Source organism: Micromonospora sp. USAFONa4, from assembly GCF_057197825.1.
The window spans coordinates 423,413-436,835 of record NZ_CM170072.1 but is presented as its reverse complement, the minus strand read 5'-3'; the positions used below and the strand labels follow the sequence as shown (position 1 = coordinate 436,835).

Below are 13,423 nucleotides of genomic sequence, written 5' to 3'. Positions count from 1 at the left end.
GTCGGACCGGTTCGAGGGTCGCCTCTACCCGCGCCGCGCCCCTGGTAACCGTGCCGGCGCGCAGCCGCCGGGCGGCGGGCGGCGCGGCGTGCCGGCCGGCGCGCGTGCGGCGATCGACCTGTGCATACTTGCGCGGTCGATGTTGTGCCGGCGGGCGGGCCCCCGGCTGCTGCGCGAGGTGGTTGTGGTGGTCGAGAAGACGGCGTCGCGGCGCAACCCGGCGACCGGAGGGGCCGCGGCGATGGCCGACCCGGGGCTCCGGCAGCTGCTGGCCGGCCTGACGGCGGTGCGCGACGGTGACTTCGGCACGCGGCTGCCGGAGGACGCCGACGGCCTGCTCGGGGAGATCGCCACGGTCTTCAACGGCATGGTCGACCAGTTGTCGCTGTTCACCTCCGAGGTGACCCGGGTGGCCCGGGAGGTCGGCACCGAGGGGCAGCTGGGCGGCCAGGCCGAGGTGCCCGGGGTGTCGGGCACCTGGAAGGACCTCACCGACTCCGTCAACGCCATGGCGGGCAACCTGACCGACCAGGTCCGCGACATCGCCGAGGTGGCCACGGCGGTGGCCCGGGGCGACCTGTCGCAGAAGATCACCGTGGACGTGCGCGGCGAGATCCTGGAGCTGAAGATCACCATCAACACGATGGTGGACCAGTTGTCGTCGTTCGCCGACGAGGTGACGCGGGTGGCCCGGGAGGTCGGCAGCGAGGGCCGCCTCGGCGGCCAGGCCGAGGTGCCCGGCGTGGCCGGCACCTGGCGCGACCTCACCGACTCGGTGAACTTCATGGCCGGCAACCTGACCAGCCAGGTCCGCAACATCGCCCAGGTCACCACGGCGGTGGCCCGGGGCGACCTGTCGCAGAAGATCACCGTCGACGCCCGGGGCGAGATCCTGGAGCTCAAGAGCACCATCAACACGATGGTGGACCAGTTGTCGTCGTTCGCCGACGAGGTGACGCGGGTGGCCCGCGAGGTCGGCACCGACGGGCGGCTCGGCGGTCAGGCCCAGGTCAGCGGCGTGGCCGGCACCTGGCGTGACCTCACCGACTCGGTGAACTCGATGGCGGTCAACCTCACCGACCAGGTGCGCAGCATCGCGCAGGTGGCCACGGCGGTGGCCCGGGGCGACCTGTCGCAGAAGATCACCGTCACGGCGCACGGCGAGATCCTGGAGCTGAAGAACACCATCAACACGATGGTGGACCAGTTGTCGTCGTTCGCCGACGAGGTGACGCGGGTGGCCCGGGAGGTGGGCACCGAGGGGCGCCTCGGCGGCCAGGCGGACGTCAAGGGCGTCTCCGGCACCTGGAAGGACCTCACCGAGTCGGTCAACGTCATGGCGGACAACCTCACCGCCCAGGTGCGCAGCATCGCCGAGGTGACCACCGCCGTGGCGAAGGGCGACCTGACGCAGAAGATCAGGGTCGACGCGCGCGGCGAGATCCTGGCGCTGAAGGAGACCATCAACACGATGGTCGACCAGCTCTCCGCGTTCGCCGACGAGGTGACCCGGGTGGCCCGGGAGGTGGGCACCGAGGGCCGCCTCGGCGGCCAGGCCCGGGTGTCCAACGTGGCCGGCACCTGGAAGGACCTCACCGACAACGTCAACGAGATGGCCAACAACCTCACCAACCAGGTGCGCTCGATCGCGCTGGTCGCCACCGCCGTCGCCCAGGGCGACCTGAGCCGGCAGATCACCGTGGAGGCCAAGGGCGAGGTGGCCGTGCTCGCCCAGACCATCAACACGATGGTCGGCACGCTCGGCGCGTTCGCCGACGAGGTGACGCGGGTGGCCCGTGAGGTGGGCACCGAGGGGCGCCTCGGCGGCCAGGCGCGGGTGCCGAACGTGGCCGGCACGTGGAAGGACCTCACCGACAACGTCAACTCGATGGCGAACAACCTCACCGGCCAGGTCCGCAACATCGCCCAGGTCACCACCGCCGTGGCCCAGGGCGACCTGACCAAGAAGATCGACGTCGACGCGCGCGGCGAGATCCTGGAGCTGAAGACCACCATCAACACGATGGTGGACCAGCTGTCGTCGTTCGCGGCCGAGGTGACCCGGGTGGCCCGGGAGGTCGGCAGCGAGGGGCGCCTCGGCGGCCAGGCCGAGGTCGAGGGCGTCTCCGGCACCTGGAAGCGGCTCACCGAGAACGTCAACGAGCTGGCCGGGAACCTCACCCGCCAGGTACGAGCCATCGCCGAGGTGACAAGCGCCGTGGCCACCGGCGACCTGACCCGCTCCATCACCGTGGACGCCCCCGGCGAGGTCGGCGAGCTGAAGGACAACATCAACTCGATGGTGGAGTCGTTGCGCGAGACCACCCGCACCAACCAGGAACAGGACTGGCTCAAGACCAACCTGGCCCGCATCGCCGGCCTGATGCAGGGCCACCGCGACCTGGACGTGGTCGCCGGTCTGGTGATGAACGAGCTGGCCCCGCTGGTCTCCGCGCAGCTCGGCACGTTCCTGCTGGTGGACGACGGCCCCGGCGGGACCGGCCTGCGGGTCGTCGGCGGGTACGGCCACGACACCTCCGGCCGCCGGTACGCCCTCGGCGACTCCCTCGTCGGGCAGGCCGCGGTGAGCAAGCGGGCCATCGTGGTGGACACCGTGCCGGCCGACTACGTCACCGTCTCCTCCAGCCTCGGCGCCGCCGCCCCGCTGCACCTGGTGGTGCTGCCGATCCTCTTCGAGGACCAGGTGCTCGGCGTCATCGAGCTGGCCAGCATGAGCCGCTTCACGGAGGTGCAGCGCGACTTCCTCGACCAGCTGACCGAGACCATCGGCGTGAACGTCAACACCATCGTCGCCAACGCCCGTACCGACGTGCTGCTCACCGAGTCGCAGCGCCTCGCCGCGGAGTTGCAGGCCCGCTCGGAGGAGTTGCAGGCCCGCTCCGAGGAGCTCCAGCGCTCAAACGCCGAGCTGGAGGACAAGGCGGCCCTGCTGGCCCGGCAGAACCACGACATCGAGACGAAGAACTCCGAGATCGAGCAGGCCCGGCAGGAGCTGGAGGCCCGCGCCCAGCAGCTCGCCCTCGCCTCCAAGTACAAGTCGGAGTTCCTCGCGAACATGAGCCACGAGCTGCGTACGCCGCTGAACTCGCTGCTCATCCTCGCCCAGCTGCTCGCGCAGAACCCGAACCGCAACCTGACCGCCAAGCAGGTGGAGTACGCGACGGTCATCCACTCGGCCGGCACTGACCTGCTCCAGCTCATCAACGACATCCTCGACCTGTCCAAGGTGGAGGCCGGGAAGATGGACATCAACCCGGAGACGTTCGAGCTGGCCGCGCTGCGCGACTACGTCGACGCCACCTTCCGGCCGCTGACCACGCCCCGGGGCCTGGAGCTGGAGATCAGCACCGGGCCGGGCGTGCCGGCCGAGCTGCACACCGACGAGCAGCGGCTGCGGCAGGTGCTGCGCAACCTGGTCTCCAACGCGGTCAAGTTCACCGAGAAGGGGCGGGTGCGGCTGCGCATCGAGCGGGCCGCGCCGGACGAGCTGCCGGAGGGGCTCGCCCAGACGGACGTCGTCCTCGCGTTCCGGGTGATCGACACCGGCATCGGCATCGCCGAGCAGCACCTGACCGCGATCTTCGACGCCTTCCAGCAGGCCGACGGCACGACCAGCCGGCGGTACGGGGGCACGGGCCTCGGGCTGTCCATCAGCCGGGAGATCGCCCACCTGCTCGGCGGCCGGATCCAGGCGCGCAGCGTGCTCGGCCAGGGCAGCACGTTCACCCTCTACCTGCCCGTCGGGCCGGTGCCCGCCGGGACCGGCGACGCGGCGGTCACGGACGATCGCCCGGGCGGCGCGTTGCCGGCTGCGGGCCGTGCCGGCGCGCTGCCCTGGGCGCCGCAGGCCACGCTGCCGTGGACGCCGCCGGCCACCCTGCCGTGGGCGCCGCCGGCCACGCTGCCGCCGGCCGTGACCCTCCAGCCCGGCGAGGTCCGCCGGATGCTGGTGCTGGAGCGCCACGACAAGGGGCTGCTGACGCTGCTCGCCCAGGGCGTCGCGGCGGACCTGGGCGACGCCCACCCGCCGGTGGAGATCTCCACCGCGGTGGACGTGGCATCGGCGGTCGAGGCGCTCGCCACCGGGCGGCACCACGTCCTGGTGCTCCAGCTCGACCTGCCCGACGACGGCGGCACGAACCTGCTGAAGGCGCTGCACGACGATCCGGCGCTGCGCGGGGTGCCCGTGCTGGCGTACCACGGACACCCGCTGCCGGCCGGCTCGCAGGCCCTGGTGCAGGCGCTGGCCCACGAGCGACCGCTGGAGGTCCTGCGCAGCCTGGACGACCTGCGCGAGCGGATCGCCCTGCACCTCACGGCGGTGACGCCGGAGCGGGTGCTGCCGTTCGCCCCGGTGCTGCCCGACGTCCGTCCCGTCGTCGACGCCCTGCCCGGCGACCTGGCCGGGCGCAAGGTGCTGGTGGTGGACGACGACGCGCGCAACGTCTTCGCGCTGACCAACATCCTGGAGCTGCACGGGCTCGACGTGGTGTACGCGGAGAACGGCCGGCAGGGCATCGAGACGCTGATGCGCCACGACGACATCGACCTCGTGCTGATGGACGTGATGATGCCGGAGATGGACGGCTACGCCGCGACGGCGGCCATCCGCGCCATGCCCCGCTACGCCGACCTGCCGATCATCGCGGTGACCGCGAAGGCCATGCACGGCGACCGGGAGAAGAGCATCTCCTCCGGCGCCAGCGACTACGTCACGAAGCCGGTCGACGCCGCCGACCTGTTGCAGTGCATCCACCGCTGGCTGCACGGCTGAGGCGTCCCGCCGCACCCCCGGGCAGCTCCGCCCCCACTGCCGGTCCCGGCGGCGGGGGCGGGGCGAGTCGGATTTCGGCCCGTCGCCAATGCGACTTGCCGCATCCGTGCGGTGACGCCGGGTGCTCCCATGTCTCCCACTGGTCCGCACCGGGCGGGCCGACGGAAACGGAGAGTGCGAGTGGGACCCAACCTGCTGCGCCGCGTCGCCACGGCGACCGTGGCGCTCAGCTGCGCCGTCATCGGGACGGTGGTGGCGACGACGGGACCGGCGGCGGCCAGCCCGATCCGCAACAACACCCCCTGGTCGGTGCTGCTCTGCAAGTTCAGCGACAAGCCGGCTGAGCCGAAGACCCCGTCGTTCTTCGCCAACTTCCTCACCGACGCCGGTCTCGGCACCTCCGGGGTGGCGGACTACCTGGCAGACCAGTCCGGTGGCCGGGTCTCGCTGGCCGGCTCGGCGGTCCGGGGCTGGTACACGATGCCGTACACCCTGGCGCAGTTTCAGTCGATCGACCGCGGCACCCGCATCCAGCGCTGCGTCGACACCGCCGCGGCCAACGGCTACACCGTCCCCGCCGGGCACCGCACCGCCGTCATGCTGAACGACTGGGTCGACTCCGGGGCCGCCGGCGGGCGGGTGCTGCTCGACCCGGGCGCCTGGAACGTCGGCTTCGCCGCCCACGAGATGCTGCACGGCTACAACCTGGGGCACTCGTTCTCCAACGACACCACCTACCAGAACGCGCCGTGGTCCCAGCCGGGCGAGTACGACGACCCGTGGGACGAGATGAGCGCGATGCACATCTACGCCTTCGCCACGGCGAACTACGGCACGAGCGCGGTCGGGCTCAACGCGTTCCACCGCGACGAGCTGGGCTGGCTGCCGAAGAACCGGGTGTTCACCATGGCCGCCGACGGGGTGGGCTCGCGGAGCATCACGTTGGCGCCGCTGGAGGTGCCCTCGGCGAGCGGCCCGCAACTGGTCCGGATCCCGTTCGACCCCGCCGACACGTTCCATTACTACACGGTGGAGTTCCGCCGGAAGACCGGCTGGAGCGCCGGCATCCCGGCCGACACGGTCCTGCTGCACGAGGTCCGCAACGGCACGCCCACGCTGCTGCGTACCGGGCCCGGCGGCGGTCCGGCCCAGTCGCTCAACGCCAACGGGGTGCAGATCGGCGTGAACTGGATCTCGGGCAACTCCGCCTCGGTCACCGTCACCACGGACGTGGTGAACCGCTGCCTGCAGGGGTACGTCTGGCGGGAGGCCCGGCCGGGCGACATGGTCTGCGTCACCGGGGCCACCCGCAGCCAGGTGTGGGCGGACAACGCGGCGGCCCCGAGCCGCTGGACGAACGGCGCGTACGGCCCGCACACCTGCATCTCCGGCTACGTGTGGCGGGAGGCGTACTCCGGTGACGACGTCTGCGTGACCGGCGCCCAGCGCACCCAGGCCGCCTCGGACAACGCCGCTGCGGCGAGCCGCCGCAACCCGGCGCGCCTGGTCGCCGGGCCGAACACCTGCGTCAGCGGGTACGTCTGGCGCGACGCCGACCAGTCCGACTACGTCTGCGTCACCGGGACGACCCGCTCCCAGGTGCTCGCGGACAACGCCGTCGCCACGAGCCGCTGGGTCAACGGCCCGTACGGCCCGCACACCTGCGTCGCCGGCTACGTGTGGCGCGAGGCGTTCCTCGGTGACGACGTCTGCGTCACCGGCACCCAGCGCAGCCAGGCCGCGGCGGACAACGTCGCGGGCCCGGGCCGGGTGCTGCGACCGGGCGGCTGAGCCCTCGACGCTCCCCGGGCGGGCGACCGCCCGGGGAGCGTCGCGCGTCTCAGGGCCGGCCGGCCTCGAACGTCTCCCGGTCGAGGAAGAGCAGCCGGGCCCGCTTGCCGTTGACGTCGACCAGCGGGCCGGCCACGAAGCCGGTGCGCAGGAGCCGCTCGACCGCCTTGTCGTTGCGCGCGTCCGGCTCCATCACGACGCGCCGGTGTCGCGGGTCGGCGAAGACGAAGTCGAGGAACACGCGCAACAGGGTGCCGGTGAAGCCCCGCTCGACCGCGCCGGGCGGGCCGATCAGCAGGTGGGCCCCGTGGTCGCCGGGCTGGACCGGGTAGCACTCGCCGACCGGGTCGGCGTTCGGCTCGTAGGTCTGGAACAGCGCCACCGGTGTGCCGTCGCGGTGGGTCAGCCAGGCGTGGTGGGTGGGCAGCGAGTCGAGGTAGCGGTAGATTTCCTCGACCCGGTCCCGGCCGGCGTCGCGCATGCCCCAGAATCGGGCGCGTTCCTGGCTGACCCAGCCGTGGATCAGGTCGATGTCGGTGTCGGGGTCGACGGGGCGGATCGTCACCCGGCCGAAGCCGTCGACGTCCTGTCGGTAGGTGCTGGCGAGATCACGCATCGTGTGCCACCGTACGGTGATTCCGGTCGATGCGCGAGTAGATCGGGCCGCGGCGCGGCGCGGGCCGGCCGGCGGCCCGGGCCGCCGGCGCGAACGCTCGTCACCCGCCCACCTTCCCGCCGGCGGCGGTGACCGCCGCGGCCCGGCGGCGGGCGGCGGGGACCACCAGCGGGGTGCCGGTCTCCGGGTCGTCGATCACGCGGCAGGGCAGCCCGAAGACCTCCTCGACCAGCTCGGCGGTGACCACCTCCCGGGGCACGCCGGCGGCGACCACCTCTCCCTCACGCATCGCGATCAGGTGCGTCGCGTAGCGGGCGGCGTGGTTGAGGTCGTGCAGCACCGCCACCAGCGTGCGGCCCTGCTCCTCGTGCAGCCTGGCGCAGAGGTCCAGGATCTCGATCTGGTGGGCGATGTCCAGGTAGGTGGTCGGCTCGTCGAGCAGCAGCAGGGGGGTCTGCTGGGCCAGCGCCATCGCGATCCACACCCGCTGCCGCTGCCCGCCGGAGAGCTCGTCGACGGCCCGGTCGGCCAGGTCGGCCACCCCGGTGGCGGCCATCGACTCGGTGACCACCCGCTCGTCCTCGCGCGACCACTGCCGCAGCAGCCCCTGGTGCGGGTACCGGCCGCGGGCGACGAGTTCGGCCACGCCGATGCCGTCCGGCGCGATGGACGTCTGCGGCAGCAGGCCGAGGGTGCGTGCCACGCTGCGGGCCGGCTGCCGGTGGATGTCCTCGCCGTCGAGCAGGACCGCCCCGGCGGCCGGCTTCAGCAGCCGGGACAGGGCCCGCAGCAGGGTGGACTTGCCGCAGGCGTTGGGGCCGATGATGACCGTGAAGGACCGGTCGGGCACGGCGACGCTCAGGTCCTGCGCGATGGTCCGCCGCTCGTAGGCGAGGGTCATCGCGGTGCCGCTCAGCCGGGACTGCATGCTCGGTGCTCCGTTCTCGTCGTGGGTGGCCCGCCGGCCGCGCCCGGTCACAGTCGGCCGGCCCGGCGCTCGGTGGCCAGCAGCCAGACCAGGTAAGCGCCGCCGAGCACGCCGGTGACCACACCGACCGGCAGCTGGTGCCCGGGGAAGGCCCGCAGCGCGACCTGGTCGGCGGCGACCAGGAGGACCGCGCCGACGGCCGCCGAGGGCAGCAGGTTCGGCCCGGGGGCCCGGGTCAGCCGCCGCGCGAGGTGCGGCGCGGTGAGGGCCACGAAGTTCACCGGCCCGGCGGCGGCCGCCGCGAGGGAGACCAGCAGCACCGCCGCCGCCAGCACGACGAGGCGCAGCCGCTCCACGCGTACGCCGAGGGCGGCGGCGGTGTCGTCGCCCATCTCGACCAGCCGCATCGCCGGCCCGTAGCCGGCCAGCATGAGGGGCACCAGCACGCCCAGCGCGATCAGCAGCGGCAGCGCGTTCGACCAGCCGCGACCGTCGAGGCTGCCGGTGAGCCAGAGCACGGCGCGGGCGGCGTCCATCAGCGGGGCCCGGGTGAGCAGCCAGCCGTTGACGCCGGTGAGGATCGCCATGGTGCCGATGCCGACCAGGATCAGCCGGTACCCGTGCACGCCGCGCCGCCAGGACAGCGCGTAGACCAGCGCGCCGGTGACCAGCCCGCCGACCACCGCCGACGAGGCCAGCGCCACGCTGCTGCCGCCGAGCACCACCACGACGAGCGCCCCGGTGGCCGCGCCCTGGGTGAAGCCGAGCATGTCGGGGCTGCCGAGCGGGTTGCGTACGAGGGACTGGAAGACCGCGCCGGCCAACGCCAGCGCGGCGCCGACGCAGAGGGCGGTGACCACCCGGGGCAGCCGCAGCTCGGTGACGATGAACTCCTCGGCCGGGGTGCCCCGGCCGGTGAGGGCGCGCAGCACGTCGGCGGGGCTCACCGGGTAGTCGCCGCTGCCGATGGCGAGCACGCCCAGCGCCAGGGCCAGCAGCACGCAGGTGACGCCGACGGCGACGGCGCGGGGACGCAGCCGCAGGGACAGGCCGCGGGTACGCAGGGTGATCACGGGTGGGCCACCCGTCCGCGCTGCACCAGCCAGAGGAAGAGCGGTCCGCCCGCCACGGCGGTCACGAGCCCGACCTGGAGCTCGCCGGGGCGGCTCAGCACCCGCCCGAGCACGTCGGCGCCGAGCAGCAGCACCGGTGCCAGCACCGCGCAGTACGGCAGCAGCCAGCGCAGGTCCGGCCCGGTGAGCGCGCGCACCAGGTGCGGCACCAGCAGCCCGACGAAGACGATCGGCCCGCAGGCGGCGGTGGCGGCGCCGCAGAGCAGCGTGATCGCCAGGATGACCGCGCCCCGGACCAGGGCCGGGCGGGCGCCGAGCGCGCGCGCCGCGTCGTCGCCGAGGGCGAGGGCGTTGAGCGGACGGGCGACGGCCAGGGCGACCAGCAGGCCCGCCGCCATGAACGGCGCGACCGTGCGGACGGTCGACGGTTCGGCGCTGGCCAGCGAGCCGACCGTCCAGAACCGCAGCCGCTCCAGCGAGGCCGTGTCCATCAGCATCACCGCGCTGACGTACGAGTAGAGGGTGGCGTTGAGTGCCGCGCCGGCCAGCGCCAGCCGGGCGGGGGTGGCCCCGCGCCCGCCGCCGACGGCGTACACGGCGGCGGTGACGGCGGCCGCGCCGAGCAGCGCGAACCACACCTGCCCGCCGACGCCGCCGATGCCGAACAGCAGCGCCCCGGTGGCCACCGCCGCCGCCGCGCCGGCGTTGATGCCGAGCAGGCCGGGGTCGGCTAGCGGGTTGCGGGTCAGCGCCTGCATGACCGCGCCGGCGACGCCGAGCGCCGCCCCGGCGAGCAGGCCGAGCAGCGTACGCGGCAGCCGCATGCGGTGCACGACGGCGTACTCGGCGGCGTCGCGGTCCAGCAGGCCCTGCCACACGTCGGTGAGGGGGAGCTGTTTGGCGCCCACGGCGATGCTGAGCACCGCGACGGCCGCGAGCAGCAACACCGACGCCGCGAGCCCGGCGGCCCGCAGGGCGGACCGGCCGGGCCGGCGTACGGCCGGCGGTGCCGGCGGCGCGCCGACGCGGGGGGAGAGGGTGGCGGACAGTGTGGGCTCCGATTGGTGCGGAATTCCGAACGGGACTTGACAGCCGTTTAGGTTAGGTTAACCTAACCCCGCTGTCCATGGTCATTCGCCCGACCCTGATCGAAAGACACCGCCATGCCGCATCCCGTGTCCGCCCGCCGCCTCTCCCGCCGGGGCCTGCTCGCCGCCGGTGGCGCCGCCACCCTGGCAGCCCTGCTCGCCGGCTGCGGCGGGGACGAGGACTCCGCCACCCCTGCCGCCAAGGACTCCGGCGGGCCGTGGTCGTTCACGGACGACCGCAACGAGAAGGTCAGCGCCCCCGCCCGGCCGACCCGGGTGGTCGCCTTCACGGGGGTCGCCGCCGCGCTTGTCGACTTCGGGCTCGACAAGCAGATCGTCGGGGTGTTCGGCGAGACCAAGCGCTCCGACGGCAGCAAGGACCCGCAGGCCGGCGACCTCGACGTCGAGTCCGTGGAGATCCTCGGCAACGTCTGGGGCGAGTTCAACCTGGAGAAGTACGCCGCCCTGCGGCCCGAACTGCTCGTCACCCACATGTACGACCCGGGCGCCTTCTGGTACGTGCCGGACGAGAGCAAGGGCAAGATCCTCCCGCTCGCCCCCACCGTCACCGTGACCACCGCGCGGGTGCCGATGACCAAGCCGATCGAGCGGTACGCGCAGCTCGCCGAGTCCCTCGGCGCCGACCTGTCCGCCAAGAAGGTCACCGACGCCAAGGCCCGCTTCGAGGCCGCCGCCGAGTCGGTCCGCCAGGCGGTCAAGGACAACCCGGGCATCAAGGTGCTCGCCTGCTCCGGCAGCCCCGACCTGTTCTACGCCTCCAACCCGAAGGTCAGCACCGACCTGATGTACTTCGCCGAGCTGGGCGTCGACATCGTCGTCCCCACCAAGCTGGAGGCCGGCGACTACTTCGAGGCGCTGAGCTGGGAGAACGCGGGCAAGTTCCCGGCCGACCTGCTCCTGCTCGACAACCGCAGCACCGCCCTGCAGCCCAAGGACCTGGCCGCGAAGCCGACCTGGCAGCAGCTGCCGGCGGTCAAGGCCAACCAGGTCGCCGCCTGGGACGCGGTGCCCCGTTTCTCGTACGCCGGCGCCGCGCCGCTGCTGGAGAACCTGGCCACCGCCATCAAGGGCGCGAAGAAGGTCACGTCGTGACCACCGCCGTCGCCGTGCAGTACCGCCTCTTCGCCGCGCAGGTCGTCGGCGCCCGCCGCGTCGGCGCCTCCCTGGTCCGGGTCACCTTCGGCGGGCCCGAGCTGGCCGACTTCGCCGGCGGCGGCCGGGACCAGAGCGTCTCGCTGTTCCTGCCGCACCCCGGTCAGCCCGAGCCGGTGCTCCCCGTCGGGGCGGGGGAGGACTGGTTCGGCGCCTACCGGGCCATGGACCCCGACGTGCGCGCCGTGATGCGCTCGTACACCATCCGGGAGCAGCGCCCCGAGGTGGCCGAGGTGGACATCGACTTCGTCAGCCACGGCGACACCGGCCCCGCCTCCCGCTGGGCCCGGCACGCCCTGCCCGGCGACCGGGTGGTGCTGCTCGGCCCGGCCGTGCACGACAACCGCAGCGTCTGCTTCCGGCCCCCGGTCGGCACGGACTCCGTCCTGCTGGTGGCCGACGAGACCGGGCTGCCGGCCGCCGCCGGGATCCTGGCCTGGCTGCCGCCGGGCACCCCGGTGCGGGCCTGGATCGAGGTCCCCGACGCGGGAGACATCCAGGAACTGCCCACCGAGGCGCGGGCAGAGGTGCGCTGGATCGTGCGCGGCGCCACCGCCCCCGGCAGCGCCCTGCTGGCGGACGCGGTGCGCGCCGCCCGGCTGCCGGCCGGCAGCCCGTACGCCTGGATCGCCGGCGAGTCCTCGATGGTGCGCTCGGTGCGCCGGCACCTCGTCGGCGAGCGCGGCCTGGACCGCCGCCACGTCACCTTCTCCGGCTACTGGCGCCGGGGCGCCTCCGAGGAGGACCTGCGCGCCGAGGCCGTCGCCAAGGCCGCCGTCTGACGATGCCCGCCGCGCGCCGCGTCCCGCCCCGATGGGACGCGGCGCGCGGCGTCCGGCCGGTCGCTCAGAACTCGCGGTACATCACGTGCAGGCCCACCCGGCCGAGGGTGGGATGCCGGAACGCGCCGGGCACGGTGCCCACCACGTCGAACCCCTCCCGCCGGTACAGCTCCACGGCGGTGACGTTGCTCGCCACCACGGCGTTGAACTGCATGCCGGCGTAGCCCCGCCCGCAGGCCCAGTCGACGGCGTGCCGGCACAGCGCGGTGCCCACGCCCCGCCCGCGCGCCGCGCGGGCCACCATGAAGCTCGCGGTGGCGACGTGCGCGCCCGGCCCGGGGCGGTTGGTGCCCATCTTCGCGGTGCCCAGCACCGCGTCGCCGTCGACCGCGACGACCGTCCGGCCGGGCGCGGCCTCCACCCACATGTCGTACGCCTGCTCGGCGGTCAGCTCCGGGTCGTAGGGGAAGGTCTCCCGCGCCCGGACCACCTCCTGGACGATCGGCCACACCTGGGCCCAGTCGGACTCGTGGAACTCGCGGATCCGCATCCGGCGGATGCTAGGGACGCCCCGGGCGCGGCGGCAAGGCGTTTACCGGCGGGGAGGGTGCGGCCCGGGACGGCGGGGCGGACGTCCGCGCACTACCCGTCGACGAGCTGCTCCCGGAGGATGTCCGCGTGCCCGCAGTGCTGGGCGAGCTCGCGCAGCACGTGGAGATACACCCACCGCAGCGGAAGCGGGCCGCGCCGGTTCCCGGGCAGGATGTCGTCCAGACCCAGGGACGCCGTCGCGCGGCGTGACGCCTCGCAGGCCTCGCGGTGTGCGCGCTGGACGGTGGCGATCGTGTCGTCGTCCTCGAGGATGAACGACTCGTCCGGCGTCGCGGGGATGCCGATCTCAGCGCGCGACCGGCACGTGACGGCCTCGTCGAACCAGACCTTCTCGACGAAGGTCACGTGCTTCACGAGGCCCAGCAGTGTGGTCCGGGAGGCCACCAACGACCGGCGCGCCTGTTTCTCCGTCAGCCCGTCCAGGCAGCCGTTGAGCGCGCGACGGTGCTCGTCGAGGAACGCCTCGAACTGGGCCCGGGCCGGCTGGTGGACGACCTGGTCGGCGAAGGTGGGTGGGTAGGAGGGCATGGTGGGAAGCATTCCAGATCGGCGCCCGGGAAGGGGA

10 protein-coding genes are annotated in these 13,423 nt (G+C 73.5%); 4 read left to right on the top strand and 6 right to left on the bottom strand.

All coding sequences use genetic code 11. From position 1 onward, the window contains the following. Positions 1-241 precede the first annotated feature (241 nt). Both AC0OO9_RS01865 and AC0OO9_RS01860 read left to right on the top strand, forming a co-directional pair. Entirely contained in the window at positions 242-4,795 is a 4,554-nt protein-coding gene (locus AC0OO9_RS01865) for a HAMP domain-containing protein (protein WP_484518119.1), read from the top strand. Between the two features lie 180 nt (positions 4,796-4,975). After that, the gene (locus tag AC0OO9_RS01860; protein WP_421450397.1) at positions 4,976-6,586 is read left to right on the top strand and encodes a metallopeptidase domain-containing protein; all 1,611 of its coding nucleotides are present in this window, start codon (positions 4,976-4,978) and stop codon (positions 6,584-6,586) included. Positions 6,587-6,635: 49 nt separating this feature from the next. Here the strand turns inward: AC0OO9_RS01860 and AC0OO9_RS01855 are convergent, their stop codons facing one another. The 4 genes from AC0OO9_RS01855 to AC0OO9_RS01840 form a co-directional block, all read right to left on the bottom strand. Further along, the gene (locus tag AC0OO9_RS01855; RefSeq protein ID WP_484515049.1) at positions 6,636-7,202 is read right to left on the bottom strand and encodes a GNAT family N-acetyltransferase; all 567 of its coding nucleotides are present in this window, start codon (positions 7,200-7,202) and stop codon (positions 6,636-6,638) included. A 100-nt stretch (positions 7,203-7,302) separates the two neighbouring features. Beyond that, entirely contained in the window at positions 7,303-8,130 is an 828-nt protein-coding gene (locus tag AC0OO9_RS01850; RefSeq protein WP_484515047.1) for an ABC transporter ATP-binding protein, read from the bottom strand. A gap of 47 nt (positions 8,131-8,177) precedes the next feature. After that, positions 8,178-9,203 (bottom strand): FecCD family ABC transporter permease, encoded by a 1,026-nt coding sequence (locus AC0OO9_RS01845; protein WP_484515046.1) that lies wholly within the window; start codon positions 9,201-9,203, stop codon positions 8,178-8,180. Next, positions 9,200-10,276, bottom strand: a complete 1,077-nt coding sequence (locus AC0OO9_RS01840; RefSeq protein WP_484518118.1) for a FecCD family ABC transporter permease — start codon at positions 10,274-10,276, stop codon at positions 9,200-9,202. Before AC0OO9_RS01840 ends, AC0OO9_RS01845 begins: the two co-directional genes overlap by 4 nt. Positions 10,277-10,366: 90 nt before the next feature. Here AC0OO9_RS01840 and AC0OO9_RS01835 point away from each other — a divergent pair, with 90 nt between their 5' ends. Both AC0OO9_RS01835 and AC0OO9_RS01830 read left to right on the top strand, forming a co-directional pair. Next, positions 10,367-11,404, top strand: coding sequence for an ABC transporter substrate-binding protein (locus AC0OO9_RS01835; protein WP_484515044.1), 1,038 nt, complete (start codon positions 10,367-10,369; stop codon positions 11,402-11,404). Further along, positions 11,401-12,246: a siderophore-interacting protein gene (locus AC0OO9_RS01830; protein WP_484515042.1), complete on the top strand. Its 846-nt coding sequence runs from the start codon at positions 11,401-11,403 to the stop codon at positions 12,244-12,246. The genes AC0OO9_RS01835 and AC0OO9_RS01830 overlap by 4 nt, the downstream gene beginning before the upstream one ends. 64 nt (positions 12,247-12,310) lie before the next feature. Here AC0OO9_RS01830 and AC0OO9_RS01825 read toward each other — a convergent pair whose 3' ends face one another. Both AC0OO9_RS01825 and AC0OO9_RS01820 read right to left on the bottom strand, forming a co-directional pair. Continuing rightward, positions 12,311-12,796, bottom strand: a complete 486-nt coding sequence (locus AC0OO9_RS01825) for a GNAT family N-acetyltransferase (RefSeq protein ID WP_484515040.1) — start codon at positions 12,794-12,796, stop codon at positions 12,311-12,313. A gap of 92 nt (positions 12,797-12,888) precedes the next feature. Next, on the bottom strand, positions 12,889-13,386 hold the full coding sequence (locus tag AC0OO9_RS01820; protein WP_484515039.1) for a DinB family protein: 498 nt from the start codon (positions 13,384-13,386) through the stop codon (positions 12,889-12,891). Positions 13,387-13,423 lie beyond the last annotated feature (37 nt).

Excerpts from the sequence above, each read along its gene's own strand:
- AC0OO9_RS01855 (WP_484515049.1), bottom strand. The coding sequence starts at position 7,202 with ATGCGTGATCTCGCCAGCACCTACCGACAGGACGTCGACGGCTTCGGC.
- AC0OO9_RS01825 (WP_484515040.1), bottom strand. The coding sequence starts at position 12,796 with ATGCGGATCCGCGAGTTCCACGAGTCCGACTGGGCCCAGGTGTGGCCG.
- AC0OO9_RS01820 (WP_484515039.1), bottom strand. The coding sequence starts at position 13,386 with ATGCCCTCCTACCCACCCACCTTCGCCGACCAGGTCGTCCACCAGCCG.
- AC0OO9_RS01850 (WP_484515047.1), bottom strand. The coding sequence starts at position 8,130 with ATGCAGTCCCGGCTGAGCGGCACCGCGATGACCCTCGCCTACGAGCGG.
- AC0OO9_RS01835 (WP_484515044.1), top strand. The coding sequence starts at position 10,367 with ATGCCGCATCCCGTGTCCGCCCGCCGCCTCTCCCGCCGGGGCCTGCTC.
- AC0OO9_RS01865 (WP_484518119.1), top strand. The coding sequence starts at position 242 with ATGGCCGACCCGGGGCTCCGGCAGCTGCTGGCCGGCCTGACGGCGGTG.